Annotated in this window: 13 protein-coding genes; 4 read left to right on the top strand and 9 right to left on the bottom strand. The window is 62.3% G+C overall.

Going from position 1 to position 15219, the window contains the following annotated elements; all coding sequences use genetic code 11:
- Window positions 1-554 precede the first annotated feature (554 nt).
- From VQ045_RS09230 to VQ045_RS09215, 4 genes are all read right to left on the bottom strand, one after another.
- A complete protein-coding gene (locus tag VQ045_RS09230; protein ID WP_331829909.1) occupies window positions 555-746 on the bottom strand; it encodes a hypothetical protein in 192 nt (63 codons plus the stop codon).
- 166 nt (window positions 747-912) lie between these two features.
- Entirely contained in the window at window positions 913-2616 is a 1704-nt protein-coding gene (locus VQ045_RS09225; RefSeq protein WP_331829908.1) for a B12-binding domain-containing radical SAM protein, read from the bottom strand.
- A 689-nt stretch (window positions 2617-3305) separates the two neighbouring features.
- A complete protein-coding gene (locus VQ045_RS09220; RefSeq protein WP_331829907.1) occupies window positions 3306-4031 on the bottom strand; it encodes an FkbM family methyltransferase in 726 nt (241 codons plus the stop codon).
- Window positions 4028-5158, bottom strand: coding sequence for an FkbM family methyltransferase (locus tag VQ045_RS09215; RefSeq protein ID WP_331829906.1), 1131 nt, complete (start codon window positions 5156-5158; stop codon window positions 4028-4030). Before VQ045_RS09215 ends, VQ045_RS09220 begins: the two co-directional genes overlap by 4 nt.
- Window positions 5159-5550: 392 nt before the next feature.
- Here VQ045_RS09215 and VQ045_RS09210 point away from each other — a divergent pair, with 392 nt between their 5' ends.
- The 3 genes from VQ045_RS09210 to VQ045_RS09200 are packed head-to-tail and all read left to right on the top strand — an operon-like array spanning window position 5551 to window position 8844.
- The gene (locus tag VQ045_RS09210) at window positions 5551-6450 is read left to right on the top strand and encodes an NAD-dependent epimerase/dehydratase family protein (RefSeq protein ID WP_331829905.1); all 900 of its coding nucleotides are present in this window, start codon (window positions 5551-5553) and stop codon (window positions 6448-6450) included.
- Window positions 6451-6466: 16 nt separating this feature from the next.
- Window positions 6467-7540 (top strand): radical SAM protein, encoded by a 1074-nt coding sequence (locus VQ045_RS09205; protein WP_331829904.1) that lies wholly within the window; start codon window positions 6467-6469, stop codon window positions 7538-7540.
- Window positions 7537-8844 carry a glycosyltransferase gene (locus VQ045_RS09200; protein ID WP_331829903.1) on the top strand — a complete coding sequence of 436 codons (1308 nt, stop codon included), beginning with the start codon at window positions 7537-7539 and terminating at the stop codon, window positions 8842-8844. Before VQ045_RS09205 ends, VQ045_RS09200 begins: the two co-directional genes overlap by 4 nt.
- A 56-nt stretch (window positions 8845-8900) precedes the next feature.
- Here the strand turns inward: VQ045_RS09200 and VQ045_RS09195 are convergent, their stop codons facing one another.
- The 5 genes from VQ045_RS09195 to rfbF all read right to left on the bottom strand — a co-directional run bounded on the left by VQ045_RS09195 (window position 8901) and on the right by rfbF (window position 13959).
- A complete protein-coding gene (locus tag VQ045_RS09195) occupies window positions 8901-10127 on the bottom strand; it encodes a class I SAM-dependent methyltransferase (RefSeq protein ID WP_331829902.1) in 1227 nt (408 codons plus the stop codon).
- A 169-nt stretch (window positions 10128-10296) separates the two neighbouring features.
- Entirely contained in the window at window positions 10297-11607 is a 1311-nt protein-coding gene (locus VQ045_RS09190) for a glycosyltransferase family 2 protein (RefSeq protein ID WP_331829901.1), read from the bottom strand.
- Complete coding sequence (gene rfbC, locus VQ045_RS09185) at window positions 11604-12134, bottom strand: dTDP-4-dehydrorhamnose 3,5-epimerase (RefSeq protein WP_327646725.1); 531 nt, start codon at window positions 12132-12134, stop codon at window positions 11604-11606. Before rfbC ends, VQ045_RS09190 begins: the two co-directional genes overlap by 4 nt.
- A complete protein-coding gene (rfbG, locus tag VQ045_RS09180; protein ID WP_331829922.1) occupies window positions 12131-13195 on the bottom strand; it encodes a CDP-glucose 4,6-dehydratase in 1065 nt (354 codons plus the stop codon). Before rfbG ends, rfbC begins: the two co-directional genes overlap by 4 nt.
- Entirely contained in the window at window positions 13186-13959 is a 774-nt protein-coding gene (gene rfbF / locus VQ045_RS09175) for a glucose-1-phosphate cytidylyltransferase (RefSeq protein ID WP_331829900.1), read from the bottom strand. Before rfbF ends, rfbG begins: the two co-directional genes overlap by 10 nt.
- 383 nt (window positions 13960-14342) lie before the next feature.
- Here rfbF and VQ045_RS09170 point away from each other — a divergent pair, with 383 nt between their 5' ends.
- On the top strand, window positions 14343-15155 hold the full coding sequence (locus VQ045_RS09170; RefSeq protein WP_331829899.1) for a cephalosporin hydroxylase family protein: 813 nt from the start codon (window positions 14343-14345) through the stop codon (window positions 15153-15155).
- Window positions 15156-15219: the final 64 nt, after the last annotated feature.

Below are 15219 nucleotides of genomic sequence, written 5' to 3'. Positions count from 1 at the left end.
CGTTGTTTGACGGTACTTTGTGCAAAGACACGAATCGTCGCTCAGCGCCCTGCACTGCGGAAACTCGTCCGACCGCCTCCGATAGATGGCGAAGGCATGATTTTCGCAAATGTTCGAAAAAAGCCAGTGATTTCAACAGCGCCGTTTTTTGACGGTGCACGTGACGGTATGATGAAGGTTGGAAAATATTTTATTTAGGAAAAACAATAGCTTATGTCACTCGCAAACAATCGAATGGGAGTGATTTTCGCTCCTCCGGCAGTATCCGAACGCACGCCACGATACGCTATAACGCATTGATAAATAGATAATAATCTATCATATCCTATTGGTGTCTATCGGTATGCAGCAATCGGAGTTGACGGTCCGTGCGACGGGCCTCGTCCATATTGATCAGCTCCAAATTCGGAAGTACCATCCGGACAGAAGTGGTCCTTGACGGTACTGTTTTCGATCTTCGGCGCGAACGTTGCGATAGACGCGGGTCCGACATCGTCGGCCGGGTGAGGCCCTGTAGGTCAACCGAATGAAGCGTCGCACTCCGAAGCCGAAGGTCACAGGTTCGAACCCTGTCGAGTGCACCATTCCTGACTCCCAGTGGGTACGGCCCGTCCTCCGTCATTGTGAGTTGCTTCCGCAGAAAGCTTCGCGGCGAGATCGGGATCGGCCGCTCCGATGAGACCGCGCTCCACCACCGTCATCAGGCGGCTGATCCGTTGTCGCGCGTTCGCCAGCTCTTCTTCCATGCGCCGCAATCGGACCCGTAAGTATGCGAGGAGATGAAAGCTTCGGGTTACGGCTGCGCAGCGATGCCTGGACCGCCTCGAAGCGCCGGGGGGCGACGATCGCGGGACAGGACACGGTAACATGATCCTCCTTCGGCCGAGGAATACGGGGACAGGAAAGCCGCCATCACACGGAAGCCATTTCCACGATTGGCTTGGCCAAACCAGCCACTGGCGGCAGCGGCTGTTCGTCGACGACCGCATCGATGATGCGCCGATAGTCGCACCCATGCTTGATAGCGAGGGCTTTCCACCAGTCGTCGGTGTCGAAGATGGTGCGTGCGCTGGCCGCATGCTCCAGCGCCAGCTCCTGGTCTCCGAGCGCCGCATAGCACTGGCTGACATACAGGTGGCCGAAGCCGTGATCGGGATATTTGTCGACAACGTTCTTCATGTAGTGCAGCGCGATGTCATGCCGCCCGATCTTGATGTTGTAGTTCTCGACGAAATTCACCCGAAGCTGGGTTTCGTAGGCAAAGGCCTCGAGCTTCACCGGGTCGATTCCCGGCGCCCGGATCACCGACTTGGTCGCCACGAAGTTCTCGTTGCCGGCGTCCTCGATATATCCGTTCTCGACGCAAATATCATAGAGCCTGCTGCCGAAGATCGGGATCGCCAGATAGACATGGATCCAGTCGAACCCGTTTTCCAGCAGCATCTCCAGCGTTTCCTGGCGGTGCTCGTCAAGCTCGCCGGGCAGGCCGGTGACGATGAACACATGCGATCGCACACCGTGCTTGCGCAAGGCTTCGACCGCGGGCCTGATCAGTTTCTTCTTCAGCGGCTTCTTGATGATGTTGTTGAGCACATGGTTAGACCCCGATTCCACGGCCAATGCCACCGCCGAGACCCCAGCTGCGGCCAGCAGTTCAGCCATGTCGTCGTCGATCGCATAGACTGCGGCGCCATTGGGAAACTCGCAGCGTATGTCGAGCGTCGCCAGCTCCCGCAGCAGCCGTTTGGCGCGCTCCTTGTCATGGAAGAAGTGGTCGTCCTCCAGCATGAGAACGGTCATGCCGAAATCGTCGCGCATGCGCCTGGCATCCGCGACCACACGTTCGACCGACATGAAGCGGACATCGCGGCCATGCAGCGAGGGATTGGAGCAAAACACGCACAGGAATGGACAGCCGCGCGAGGTGTGGATCGCCATTTCCCGCTTCGGCTGGTCGGTGTAGCGCTTGTCGATCCCCCGCTGGTTGTAGTTGTCGAGATCGATGATCGAATAGTTCATCGGCGGAATGTCGTCGAGATCGGCGATGAAATCGTGGGCGGGCATCTTGCCCCTGGCAATCGACGGCCGGTCGATCCAGGCACGGTGGTTCGCGATGACCTGCGCCTGATCGTCTGAATCGATCAGCGCCTTGAGCGGCAGTTCGCCCTCGCCCTTGCAGATGGCATCGAGATCCGGACAGGTGTCGAGCATCAACTTGTAGGCCGCCGAGGGCAACCCGCCGCCGGCGATTGTGAGGATGCCGGGGTCGAAATCCTTGGCGACTTTTACCAGCCGCTGGATATATCCGAAGGACGAGTTGAACAGCGCCGAAATGCCGACGATATCGGGCTGGAACTCCTCCAGAACGGCTTGCAGTTCGGCATTGAAAACCGCCTCGTGGGCATCGACCGTCCGCGTTTCCACCAGCCGCTTCAGGGTGACATTGAGATCCAGCAACCGCATGTCGCCAAGCTGGACGCAATGTTCCACCAGATAGGCCTCCATCGACAGGATCCCGTAGGGGATCGTGAAGGCGGGAAGCACGGCCGCGCGATGCTTGTCGAGATAGTCGTTCGCGTTGAAATAGGGGGGAATGATGAAGAGCAGCTTTTTCACTGGTCGGACTCCCGATGTCCTGGAGGGGCGGTGATGGCCTGGAGCCACGGCATGGTCCACGTCCGACTTGCGATCAGCGGTTGGGCACACATCACGGCGTCGCTACTGCCATGATCGTCAGACCCGGTCGCCGCTCCTGATGGCCGCACCATGCGCGGCTTGCCCCGCCCCGTCCATCGCCTTTCGGCGTACCGCGAACCGAGCGGACCGGTCCAATCGACTGCGAAACAACACCGCGAAAATGACGAGGTCGGCGGAAGTGCCGGCGAGAACGGCTCCGCTCCTGAGGAGAACATCTGTCGCTTCGGAGGCGGCATGGCGGATGGCTCCGATGCGATCGCTGCCTGCTCCGTGTCGGACGGCAGATTGGGAAAGACACCGGGGCCGACGACCCCAGTTCGACGGCAAGCGCCTGATGTCAGGTCGCATGACAGGCTGGTGTGACGCTGAACCTTCGCGTCCGGACCAAGGGGACGTATCCCTGCGTGACGTTCGGCAGACATGGTTTTACGGTCGGCCGGGTCAAATGGGCGCGGCCTCCGTCCCTCCTGGCGCGAGGGGGGGGGATGGCGGTGGCGGTCGAATGCGATCTTCTCTCCCATTGTAGCTGAAGGCTACGCGCTCGGTCATCCTGACGAAGTTCTGATGCAGGACCGAACGGCTCGCGGTCGTTCGCGTCGATTCCGGCTTCAGAGCCGTGCCGCGTGGATATCCCACCAGTTTGTCCTCGGTGCGAGACGGCGCCCCGAATGGTCGCGGACCGTCCTCGCATAGAGCTCAACGAACTCCCGCTTGGCCAACCAGTGGCCCGGCACATCCTCGGCGAACGGTCCCGAGGATGACGCGGGAAAATCGTAGTCGATTTCTGTATCCCGCATCTCCCCCACCGTAGACTGATCCAGCAGCTTGAAGCCGTCATACCCAGCAGCGGCCAGTGTTTCGATGTAGTCGAAGCCGAAGCGGCAATCCTCGACGCTCACATAGGAAGGCTTGGTGGGTTGCTCCCGCAATTGGTCCAGCACCAGCCCGTCCACGCCCTCGACGTCGATCTTCAGGTAGAACGGCGAGCCATGGCGCTTGAACAGGTCGCCGAGAGTCACGGCGGGCACTTCCACCGGGTGGGTCGCCGTGTCGTCGCGCCCCGCCCAACCGGGCTCGATGCTGCTCCAATGATCGTTGTCGTCATTGACATGGAAGGTCACGATGCCGGACGTCTTCCAAATTGCGGCTTCGACGAGCGTCAGACGCTTGGCGGCAATTTCGGGGGCAAACCGTGCGCGACCGGCGAAGGCGAGTCGCGGGTTCGCCTCCAGCGCAACGACATCGTACCCCTTGGCGAGATAGTAGGCAGTGTCGTCGCCATTGTTCATGCCGAGATCCATGACGAAACGATTGGCGGCGGCCGATACGGTCATGGAACGAGCCTCTCTTTGGGAAGGGCATAGAGCACGGCGCCTGTGCCGCACCAGGCATGGGTGCGCATGAAAATTGCGTAATCGGGCAGGTTCCGCACTAGCCAGCGCGGCGTCTCGATCAGGCCGGCAGCATCGTGATAGACAGTCAGCGCGACGAGCGGTCGGCACCGGTGCAACGTCTCCCGCGCGCCGATAAGAGCGGCGAGCTCCGCCCCCTCCAGATGCAGCTTGATGAACGTCACGTCGAGGTCCAGGTCGTCCAAGGGCTCGCTGGAGCGCAGAACCTGACCTGTAACGGCGATCTGCGATGCATAGCCGAGACCATCATGAAAGCGGACCGGCTCGCGCCGCGCACCAAGCACGGCGTCGACGACATGGATGCGGTCCCGCAGCTGCGGAGGAAGCCCTTCGACATAGGATCGAAGCGCGGCCCGGCTGGCCTCGTCGGGCTCCACGGCCCAGACCGTCGAGAAGGCAACTTCGGTTTCCGCCAGCAGGCGGGCGGTCACGCCGCCATGGTGGGCGCCGGCATCGAGAAAGCGTTCGTCGGGGCGCAGGGCCGCCTTGATCTCGGGGATGAAGAAGCGCTCCCGCGGGACCACCGGCGCACCCGCGAAGTCCCACTCCTGCCGCCCGAGACGCCAGGCGGCAAAGCGCAGGTAATGCGCTCGGGAAGCATCGTCGGCGAAGGCCGCCAGCACCACGCCGGCTTCTGCCAGTTCTCGCTCGGAGAGCCGAGAGGCGAACCAGCCATTGCTCAGTGGATGGCGGTCGCGGAAGGCCTCGGCCACGTCATAGACGGGCACGATGGTGGCCCAGCCCTGGTCGTTGAGCACTTTGTGCAAAGGCGCGTAGGGGCTTGTGACGATGGAGATTGCGAGCAACGCCTTCGCCTTCACCTCCTTCGGCACGGTCTCGGGTGCGTGCACCGGGATGCCGGCCCAGGCCGGATCGTTTGCATGCGCCTCGGCGTTACGATCGACAACGCCTGCGACGGGCTGGCCGACCGCATCGAGATGACTGCGGGCCAGCTTGCCCAGATCGCCGGCACCATAGAGCCAGAGCGGACGGTTGCCGGGCACCACGGGACTGCCGCCGGGCGCGGCAGCATTGACCGCCCGGAGCAAAGCAGAAGCTCCGCTGGAGTCAGGCATGGTGTCGAAATGTCGGCTGACCCGGCCATCGCGACCGGGGGATGCAGCGGGGCAAGCAGAGGTCACGCCACCCACCCTTCTTCGCGCAGCCGCGACAGCCGGTTCTCCCAATTACGCTGTCGCACCTCGGCCCAATCCCTTTCTCGCGCATTTGACCGCTCCGCCTGGAGTTCCCAGGCTCGGCGGGCTATACGGCGTCATCAATCTGCGGCTTTTGTCGCCGCAGTCTACCGAACGGCACCCTGAACGCGCTCCCTGCCGCAAACCTTGTGGCGCTTGTGCGGTGGCCACAGTGATTCCCACCATGAGCCATCTGACCGGTGGCAGTGTGATCACGATACAGCAATGCGAACGGCAGCGCCGCCATGCAGACTGAACCTCGGCCCGATACCGACTGTCCCGCCTCAATGCGGCCGGGCTCGCTTCCCGCCAAGACAGTTTTGCTCACTGGCGCCACTGGCTTCGTCGGACGGCAAATCCACCGCGCGTTGAGCGAGAACGGCCACAGCGTGCGGGTGGTGCTGCGCACTGGCACTGGCGGCCGGCTGGCCGCAGAAGCCGACATTATCGAGACCGAGGACCTGTTCGCGGAAGAGCCGGCGTTCTGGTCTAAGGCGAGCGCCGGGGTGGACGCCATCATCCATGCGGCATGGTTTGCGACCCCCGGCATTTATCTCCACGCGCCGGAAAACCTCGATTGCGTTCGTGGCAGCCTGGCGCTGGCGCGTGGGGCCGCGTCTGCCGGTGTCGGCCACGTCATCGGCATCGGGACCTGCTTCGAATATGCGCTGCCATCTGCGCATCTGAGCAGCGACTCGCCGCTCGGACCAACGACACTCTACGCTACGGCAAAGCTCGCCCTACTCCAGATCCTCCAGCCTTTTTTCGCCGGGACCGGCACCACGTTCTCATGGGCGCGGCTGTTTTATCTTTATGGCGAGGGGGAGCACCCCAGTCGTCTCGCCGCTTATGTCCGCCAGCAGATCGATCGCGGCCAGGTGGCCCGGCTCTCATCGGGCACGCAGCTACGCGATTTTCTCGATGTCCGCGCAGCCGGTGCCATGGTGGCGCAGGTGGTTGACACAGGCCAGCCTGGCGCAATTAACATCTGCTCTGGTCGCGCCGTTACCGTTCGGCAGCTCGCCGAGCGCGTGGCGGACGCAATGGGGCGCCGTGACCTGCTGGAATTTGGCGCCGCCGAGCCGCGGCCAGGAGATCCGACGGTGGTCGTCGGAGTGTGCAACCTGGTGTCGGCCGGAAACTGAGGACAAGTCTGAATTCATGAAGGCAGAGATCAAGCCGCGCATAAACCTCGACGACCGGACGGCGCTCGAGACCGTCATTCCGCTCGAGACGCCCTTCGTCGTCTTCGTCGATCCCGCCAGTTCGTGCAATTTCCAGTGTACGTTCTGCCCCACCGGTCATCGCGACATGATCCGCGAGACCGGTCGCTACCAGGGCGCCATGAAGTTCGACGTATTCACGAAGATCGTCGACGATCTCGCCGAGTTCAGCAAGCCCATCAAGGTGTTGCGGCTATATAAGGACGGCGAGCCGTTCCTGAACAAGCGCCTCGCCGACATGATCGCCTATGCCAAGGCGAGCGGGTATGTGGACTATATCGACACCACCACCAACGGAACCTTCCTGACCCCGGACCGCCTCGGCCCGGTACTGAAAGCCGGCCTCGACAAGATCAACATTTCCGTCGACGGCATGACGCGCGAGCAATACAGGCGCTTCACCGGCTTCGATTTCGACTTCGAGACATTCGTGCAGAACGTCAAATGGCTCTACGCCAACAAGGGTCAGTGCGAAGTGGTGGTCAAGATCCCCGGCGAGCTGATCACCGAGGCGCAGCGGCAGGAATTCTTTGACACCTTCGGCGACCATTGCGATCGCATCTTCATTGAAAACTTCGCGCCATGCTGGCCGGAGTTCGACATCGAAGCCCACACGGGAGTCAAGATCACCCAAGGAATCTACCAGCAGCCGGTCGCGACGACGCAGACCTGTCCCTACATTTTCTATGGTTATTCGGTGAATGCCGATGGGCTCGTCAGTTCCTGCTTTCTCGACTGGGGGCGCAAGCTGATCATTGGCGACGTCAGGACGACGTCGATGAAGGCGATCTGGAATTCCAACGCTATGAACGCGCTGCGCCTGCAGCACCTTGAAGGCAAGCGTTGCGAAAATAACGTCTGCAGCGGTTGCGGCCAACTCAGTCACTGCCTTCCGGACAATATCGATCCCTATCGAGTCGAGCTTCTGGCCAAATTCAAAGCAGAGGTCACGCTCGATCCTGCGATCGCGGCGCCCGGCGGACGGCGGCCGATATTGGAAGCGGCTGAGTGAACATCCTCCACATCTGCGCTCATCTTGGTGGCGGCGTCGGCAAGGCCCACGCCGTGCTGGCCGAAGCCAGCCGAGACGAGCCTGCGGACGGAGGGCGTCACCTGTGCCATACATACGTTCTCCTGGAAGAGCCGCGCGACACTACCTTCGTCAGGCGCATCGCGGAGGCCGGCGGGCACATTGTTGTCCGCCCCGGCAGCAAGCGGCTTTGCGATCTGGTCGAAGCGGCGGATGTGGTGCAAGTGGAATGGTGGAACCATCCCCGTGTCTATCATTCGCTCGCCACCACACCCCTCCCGGCGATGCGTCTGGCGCTATGGGTCCATATTTCGGGTCTTGGGCAGCCGCTCATTCCGGCCGGCCTTTTGGCTGAGGCGGATCGTACGCTCTTCACCTCTCCCTGCTCACTGGAAGCGACCAATCTCTTGCCGTTGGTGGAGGCACGCCCGGAGGCGTTCGGCATCGCCAATTCGGGCTTCGGCTTCGCCTCGCCCAAGCGCCGGGTGAGTCCCCGACACCCTTTGCGCTATGGCTATCTCGGCACGCTCGATTTCATCAAAATGCACCCGACTATCTTCGATGTGATCGATACGATGGACGGTGACGTTCGCGTCTCCATGTGGGGTCACCTTGACCCAACGGGGGAGGTCGCGGCCCGCGCCGCCGCTATGCGATATCCCGAGAGAATTCGGTTCGAGGGCTATGCCAAAGATCCGCGTGCGGTCCTGAAAGGGATCGACGTCTTCTTTTATCTCCTGAGCCCAGGCCACTACGGCACGGGCGAGAACGCACTGGTTGAAGCCATGTCGATGGGAGCTACGCCCATCGTGTGGGATAACCCGGCCGAACGAAGTATCGTGCGCCATGGCCGTAACGGCTTCGTCGTGGGGGATGTCGCCCAGTGCGCGTCGTTGCTCGACCGGATACGGCAAAACGCCGGCGAGGTGGCGAAGCTGGGAGCCGCGGCGGCTGCCGACATGGCAAGGTCGCGCACGCCCGCGAAAACGCTGGGCGTCTTCGCCGAGACCTATGCACGATTGGCCGACTACCCCCGCCAGCGCCGTGATTTTGTCGCAGCTCTGGGGCGCGATTCGCGCGCCTGGTTCCTCTCCAGCTTACGCGCGGACCCGCAAGAAGCGGGAAGGAGGGACAGCGCGCATCTGCTCTCCGAAAGCCGATCGAAGGGCAGCATTGGTCATTTTCGCGCCTGCTTTCCCGACGACCCAAGCCTCGCCCCCTCGGTCGGATCTGAACCATGGCAGACGTCGCACCGGCGTGACGAGACGCGAACCGTCGCGTCGTAAGCGTCCTCTGACTCGGATGCGCTGGGCTTGCGCCGACAGCATCTCTCCGCGACCCGTCAGATAAGGTTCATCCTCGGCACGGCAGTTACGAAGGCGCCACCCCACTCGCGGATGTAAGCCAATTGGGCCATGACCTCATCGGCGAGGTTCCAGGGCAGGATCAGGACACGGTCTGGCCGCGATGCCCGCAAGTGAGCTTCCGCGACGATCGGAATGCGGCTGCCGGGCATGAATCGTCCCTGTTTGACCGGGTTCTTATCCACGACATAGGGCAGAAGGTCGCGTTTCACGCCGGCGAAGTTGAGAAGAGTGTTGCCCTTGGCCGCCGCGCCGTACGCGCCAACGGTCAGGCCTTGGCGCTTGGCATCGATCAGGAAGTGCGTCAGATCGTCCCTGACCCGCTCGGCCGCGACCTGAAAGCCGCGATAGAAATCGGCGTCGTTCATGCCCGCGTTCGCTTCCCGCTCCCGTAGCGCCACAACGGAAGCGGACACGGGATGGGTGGCGGTATCGCGGCGCTGGGCGAACACCCGCAGGCTGCCACCGTGGGTCGGCAGTTCCTCGACGTCGAAAACCAACAGTCCGCTGAGGGTGAAGATTCGCTCCACCACTGTCAGTGACAAGTAGGAATAGTGTTCGTGGTAGGCGGTATCGAACTGCTTGTCCTGCACCATACTTAGCAAATGCGGGAACTCGAATGTCGCGACGCCACTCGGCTTCAGCAACCTGGCGAAACCTGCCACGAAGTCGTTGATGTCCGGGACATGCGCCAGCACGTTGTTTGCCGCTATGAGGTCGGCTTGTCGGCCCTGCTCAACCAAGGTTTCGGCCAGCGCATTGCCGAAGAAGCTCTCGATGATCTCGAGTCCTTTGACGCGCGCCGATGCGGCTGTGCCGGCGGTCGGCTCGATTCCATAGCAGGGGATACCGGCGGCGGCGACATATTGCAGGAGATAGCCATCATTGGCTGCGATCTCGACGACCGAACTTTCCGCTCCGAGGCCGAAGCGTGCCATCATCGCTTCCACATACCGCTTCGCATGCGCCAGCCAGGAAGACGAAAACGAGCTGAAATAGGCGTAGTCATCGGTGAACAGTGCGGCGCGGCCGGCGTGATCTTCGGTCTGCACGAGCCAGCAGCTGCCACAGACCAGCAGCCGCAGTGGAAACCAGATTTCCGGCTCCAGCAGCGCCCCCTCGGTGAGGTAGGCGTTGGAGGGCGGAGCGCTGCCGAGATCGAGAAACGGCAGACGAAGGGCGCCGCCGCAGTGCCTGCAGTTCACCAGATCGCTCCTTTGCGTCGGGTGGATCTCACTCGTTCGCCTCCAATGCGGTCCAGCGCCACCGAGGCGGCTGGTCGGTCAATGCTCGACTTTAGCCGCGGCGGCAAGCGGAAACGCGTCCGCTTGTGAGAGCGTGGAAGAGGCCTTCGGCCAGCGGGCAAGGGTTCGCTTAGATCAGAATGTTGGCGCTGATATTCCTTTCGCTGACGATGAGCCCAGGTTCATAGCCTTGATCCAAAAAATCCTGGCGCAGATCCTCTTGTCCAATGAAGACAAGGCAGCCAGTCCGGGCGCCTTCGTCAGGCGCATCCGAGGCGGCTTCAACCCGGATACGCTCCTCCAGCCCCAGATCCCGCAACATGGTCCCGACGGCATCGCTGTCGCCGATACCGGCCAGCACTACGCGGTCGATTCCGGCGATGCCGTTGGCGAGGCGCGCCAGCGTCTGCGCCATGATCAACGGCGACAGCTTCTCCAGATTGTCGATCCCCTCGATCGCGTTGGGGTTGAGATAGTTCAGGCGGCAGAGGATTTCATAGGCGCGGATATAATCCCGGCGGCCCAGCCACAGTCTCAAGGTCACGCGCATACGCAATTGCAGAAAGCTGTCCACCATGTCGCGGAACGCCAGCCGTACTTCCGCGTCGGGGGTTACGTTGTGCCGGCGCAGTAGGCTGAAGATCATATATTCGATGCCACCTCGGAAGCTGTCCCAGTTGGACAGGTTGTCGGCGGTCCCTTCCTGGGACCGGTTGGGCATGACGGGCGACAGTGTCACCGAGCGGTAGTAGGGCATCTGCCGGAAGGCGATCGGCCCTTGCGCGGCGATCGCGGCGAGGTAGCTGAACGCCCAGTAACAGAAGCGTGGTGCCGAGACGATGCAGCGCACGGCATCGGCCCGGTAGATCGCGATCTCCGGGATGATGTGATTTTTGACGAGCATGTTGAGCAGATCCACCTCCTGACCGGGATGGAAGACAGCGAGCTCGCTATCCAGCTGATAAAACAACTGATGCGAGGCCTTGTTCACATCGTCGTAGATGTCCCACGGGGTGTAGCAGGCCCGGATCTCCGGATTGGCCAGCATGAAGCGGATGTTGTCGGCCAGCGCCTCCGGTACGATCAGATCATCATCCGCCAGATAGACGAGATAGCGTCCCCGCGCGTGGTGGAAGGCGCTGAGGAGATTGGAAAGAACCTTGTTCTCTTCCTGACGGAAATAGCGGATCGGCAAGCCGTCCGCCTGGAAGCGCTCGACCACGGTGGCCGTATCGTCCGGCGAAGCATTGTCCGAGACAACGATTTCATAGGTGAAGTCGAAGGCCTGGCTCGCCTCGGCCAGATGCGGAAAGAGATGTTCGAGGAAGCGCGCGCGATTGTAGGTGGGCACGCAGATGCTGAGCGTCACATCGGACGGCGCCTCCATGACTGTGGTGGGCGCGCTGGCAGGCAGCTTTGCGGGATCGAAGGGAGCGTTCATGGCTTGAAGTCCTCTGCATTGGCATCACGGGCCGAGATGATCTGGGGTTCGGCCGGCCAGTTCACGCCGAAGGCGGGATCGTTCCAGCGGAAGGTGCGGGCGAGGTCGCGGGCGTAGATCTCGGAGACGAGGTAGAGGACCTCGCAATCGTCTTCGAGGGTAAGGAACCCGTGGGCACAGCCGGCGGGCACATAGAGGGCGTTCCAGCGGCTCGCGTCGAGTTCGACGGCGGCATGGCCGAGATAGGTCGGCGACTGCGGTCGCAGATCCACGGCGACATCGAAAATTCGGCCGCGCACGGCGCGAACGAGCTTGATCTCAGCCCTCGGAGGAGCCTGGAGATGCATCCCTCTCAGCGTGCCCCGGGAGGGGTTGAAGGAAATGTCGGCATGAACGAATCGATCCATCAGCCCTCGCGCCGCGAAGGTTTCCGCGCAAAACGCGCGCGCAAAAAAACCCCGCTCGTCGGAGAGTGGCTCGATCTCGATCTCCCAGGCGCCGGCCACCTTCGTCTCAATGAATCTCATCGCGACGCCCGCTCTTCATAGGCGGCAATCTGCGTCGTCGTGAATTCGCGCATGTCGGCACCGGCGCGGTGAGCGCGATACCAGTCGGCGGTCCAGGTAAGGGTTTCGTCCAGCGATAGGCGGGGTCGCCAGCCCAGTGCCTCGGCGGCGCGATCCGAGCGCAGACGCAACGCCTTCGCCTCGGGCGGATGCGGTCCCTCGTCGGCAAGCCAGGCTTCGGCAGCGCCCCAAGCGGCGGCGAGCCGCTCCGCCATCTCGGCTACCGTGGCGGACTGATCCGGGTCCGGACCGAAATTCACAGCCTGCGGCGCGCGGGCCGGCTCCTCCGTCAGCGCCTGCGCCAGTTTCAGATAGCCCGCCAGCGGCTCAATCACATGCTGCCAGGGCCGGGTCGAGCGCGGCGCGCGTAGATGGACGGGCCTCCCCGCTTCGAGCGAACGCACGCAATCGGCCACCAGCCGATCCTCCGACCAGTCGCCGCCGCCGACCACATTGCCGGCGCGGGCGGTGGCCAGTGCCGGGCCGCCCGAACCGAAGAAACTGTCGCGGAAACCCTGGACGACGAGTTCGGCACAGGCCTTCGAGCAGCTGTAGGGGGCATTGCCGCCGAGCCGGTCGTCCTCGTCAAACGGACGACCATCATCGCGATGGGCATAGACCTTGTCGGTGGTCACCACCACCACCGCCTGCACATCCGGTGCCCCACGTATGGCCTCAAGAAGGTTCACTGTGCCCATGACATTAGTCTCGAAGGTCTCGACCGGCTCGGCATAGGACCGCCGCACCAACGGCTGGGCAGCCAGATGAAACACCACTTGCGGGCGCGCCGTTTTTACCAGCGGCGCCAGCGCCGAGAGATCGCGGATGTCGGCGAGATGATGGTCTTGGCCGTTCCAGGGGCCAAGTAGGTAATAAAGCGCCGGCTCGGTCTCGGGCGCGCGGGCAATGCCCGTCACCTGCGCCCCTAGGCGTTCCAGCCACAGACAGAGCCAGCCGCCCTTGAAGCCGGTATGACCGGTGACGAGGACGCGGCGGCCGGTCCAGAATCCGGTCACGTCCAAACCTTCCATGGCGCGGCGCTGGCATTCCACATTTCGTTGAGGTGAATACGCTCGCGCAGCGTGTCCATGGGACGCCAGAAGCCATCATGGCGAAAGGAGGCGAGTTGGCCTTCGGCGACCAGCCGTTTCAGCGGCCCGCTCTCCCATACCGTGCCGTCGCCCTCGATGAGATCGAGCACCTCCGGTTGCAGGACGAAGAAGCCGCCATTGATGCGTTGCGTGTCGGCCGTGGGCTTCTCCACGAAGGCCGAGACGCGTTCGCCCTCGATATTGACCGTGCCGAAACGGCCGGGTGGTGCCACGGTACACATTGTCGCCTTGAGCCCGTGCGCGCGATGAAACGCAGCTTCGCGGGCCACGTCCACGTCGGCGACCCCATCGCCATAAGTCATGCAAAAGGGCTCGCCCGGCGTAAGATACGGCTTGGCGCGCTTCAGCCGCCCGCCTGTCATAGTGTCGAGACCGGTGTCGATCACGCTGACGCGCCAATCGAGCTTGTCCGATTGGTGATAGTGGATCAGGTTCCGGCCGAGATCTACCGTGACGTCGCTGTGGTGCAGAACGAGGTTCGCGAAATATTCCTTGATCTGGTAGCCCTTGTAGCCGGCACAGACGATGAAGTCCTTGAAGCCAAAATGGGCGTAGATGCTCATGATGTGCCAGATGATCGGCTTTTCGCCGATCTCCACCAGCGGCTTCGGCCGCACCGAGGTTTCCTCGGCCAGTCGCGAGCCGCGGCCGCCCGCCAGGATAACGACTTTCATGCCTTATTCCGGGCTTCTGCATGCGCCGATTTGCATGGCGCTACAGATGAAAACGGTGAATGACGCTGCATCAGAATCTGCCAGAAGCCCCAGGGAATCACCTGATTGACTTAAGGGAGACTCGCTTGTGTGGGCCTGATGATGAGCCGGACGGACGGCGGCTTCGTCGATTCCAGATGGCGGCAAGTGCCTGTCGACAACCATTGCTGACGTCGCGGTAGCCGCCATCGCCACCGGGGGTCCTACCCCTCTCCGCCCGACAGTGACCGAGTCGCGCCTGGCCCTTGAATCATCCGGCTTGTGCGTTGCTGCCGGCTCGCCTTACTGCAGGGGCCTGCCCGGGCCGACAGGACGCCTTGGAATGCGCGCCAATTGGAGACGAGATGGACCCCGCTGAACAGTTTCGCAATTTCGTAGCGTCGAATATCCGCGATGCCGGTGAAGACCGAGATTTTATCGGGCTGAGCAATATCTGGATTCGCGAGGCCATCCGGCATCGCTACGCGCAGAATTTCAGCTGGCTTGGACGGCCGATCATTCAGGTGCCTCAGGACATCTATGCCATCCAGGAATTGATCTGGGCGTGCCGCCCCGACCTGATCGTCGAGACCGGCATTGCTCACGGCGGATCCTTGATCATGAGCGCCTCGATGTTGGCGCTGCTCGATTATTGCGATGCAGTCGAAGCCGGAACCGTGATCGACCCGAAGGCGAGCCGGCGCAAGGTCGTCGGCGTCGATATCGACATAAGAGCGCATAACCGCGAAGGCTTGGATGCCCATCCGCTGCGACGCATGATCCATTTGCTCGAGGGGTCGTCCATTTCGCGGGAGTCGGCGGAGGCGATTTATGCGCATGCCGATGGCTATGAGCGTGTCATGGTGTTCCTGGACTCCAATCACACCCACGCGCATGTTCTGGAGGAGCTTGAACTGTATGCCCCGTTGACGTCCAGGGGGGGGTATTGCGTGGTTTGGGACAGCGGCGTGGAGAATCTTCCCGCGGACATGTGCGCCGATCGTCCATGGGGCAAAGGTAACAATCCCAAGACAGCGGTCTGGGAATACATCGAGACGCTGAACACCACCGGACGGACGGGCCGAGACGGCCAGCCCCTGCACTTTGAGACCGACAAGGACATCGAGCACAAGCTGATGATCACGGCCTCACCGGACGGTTTTCTGAGGCGTGTCTGAGCCACCCTTGAGGTCTTGCGGGTTGCAATGTACGCCGAGCAACCAGGTGCGGTTGCCCGATCTT

Source organism: Aurantimonas sp. E1-2-R+4 (genome assembly GCF_036549515.1).
GTDB classification, from domain to species: Bacteria; Pseudomonadota; Alphaproteobacteria; order Rhizobiales; family Rhizobiaceae; genus Aurantimonas; species Aurantimonas coralicida_A.
This window is presented reverse-complemented; position numbering and strand designations above follow the sequence as displayed.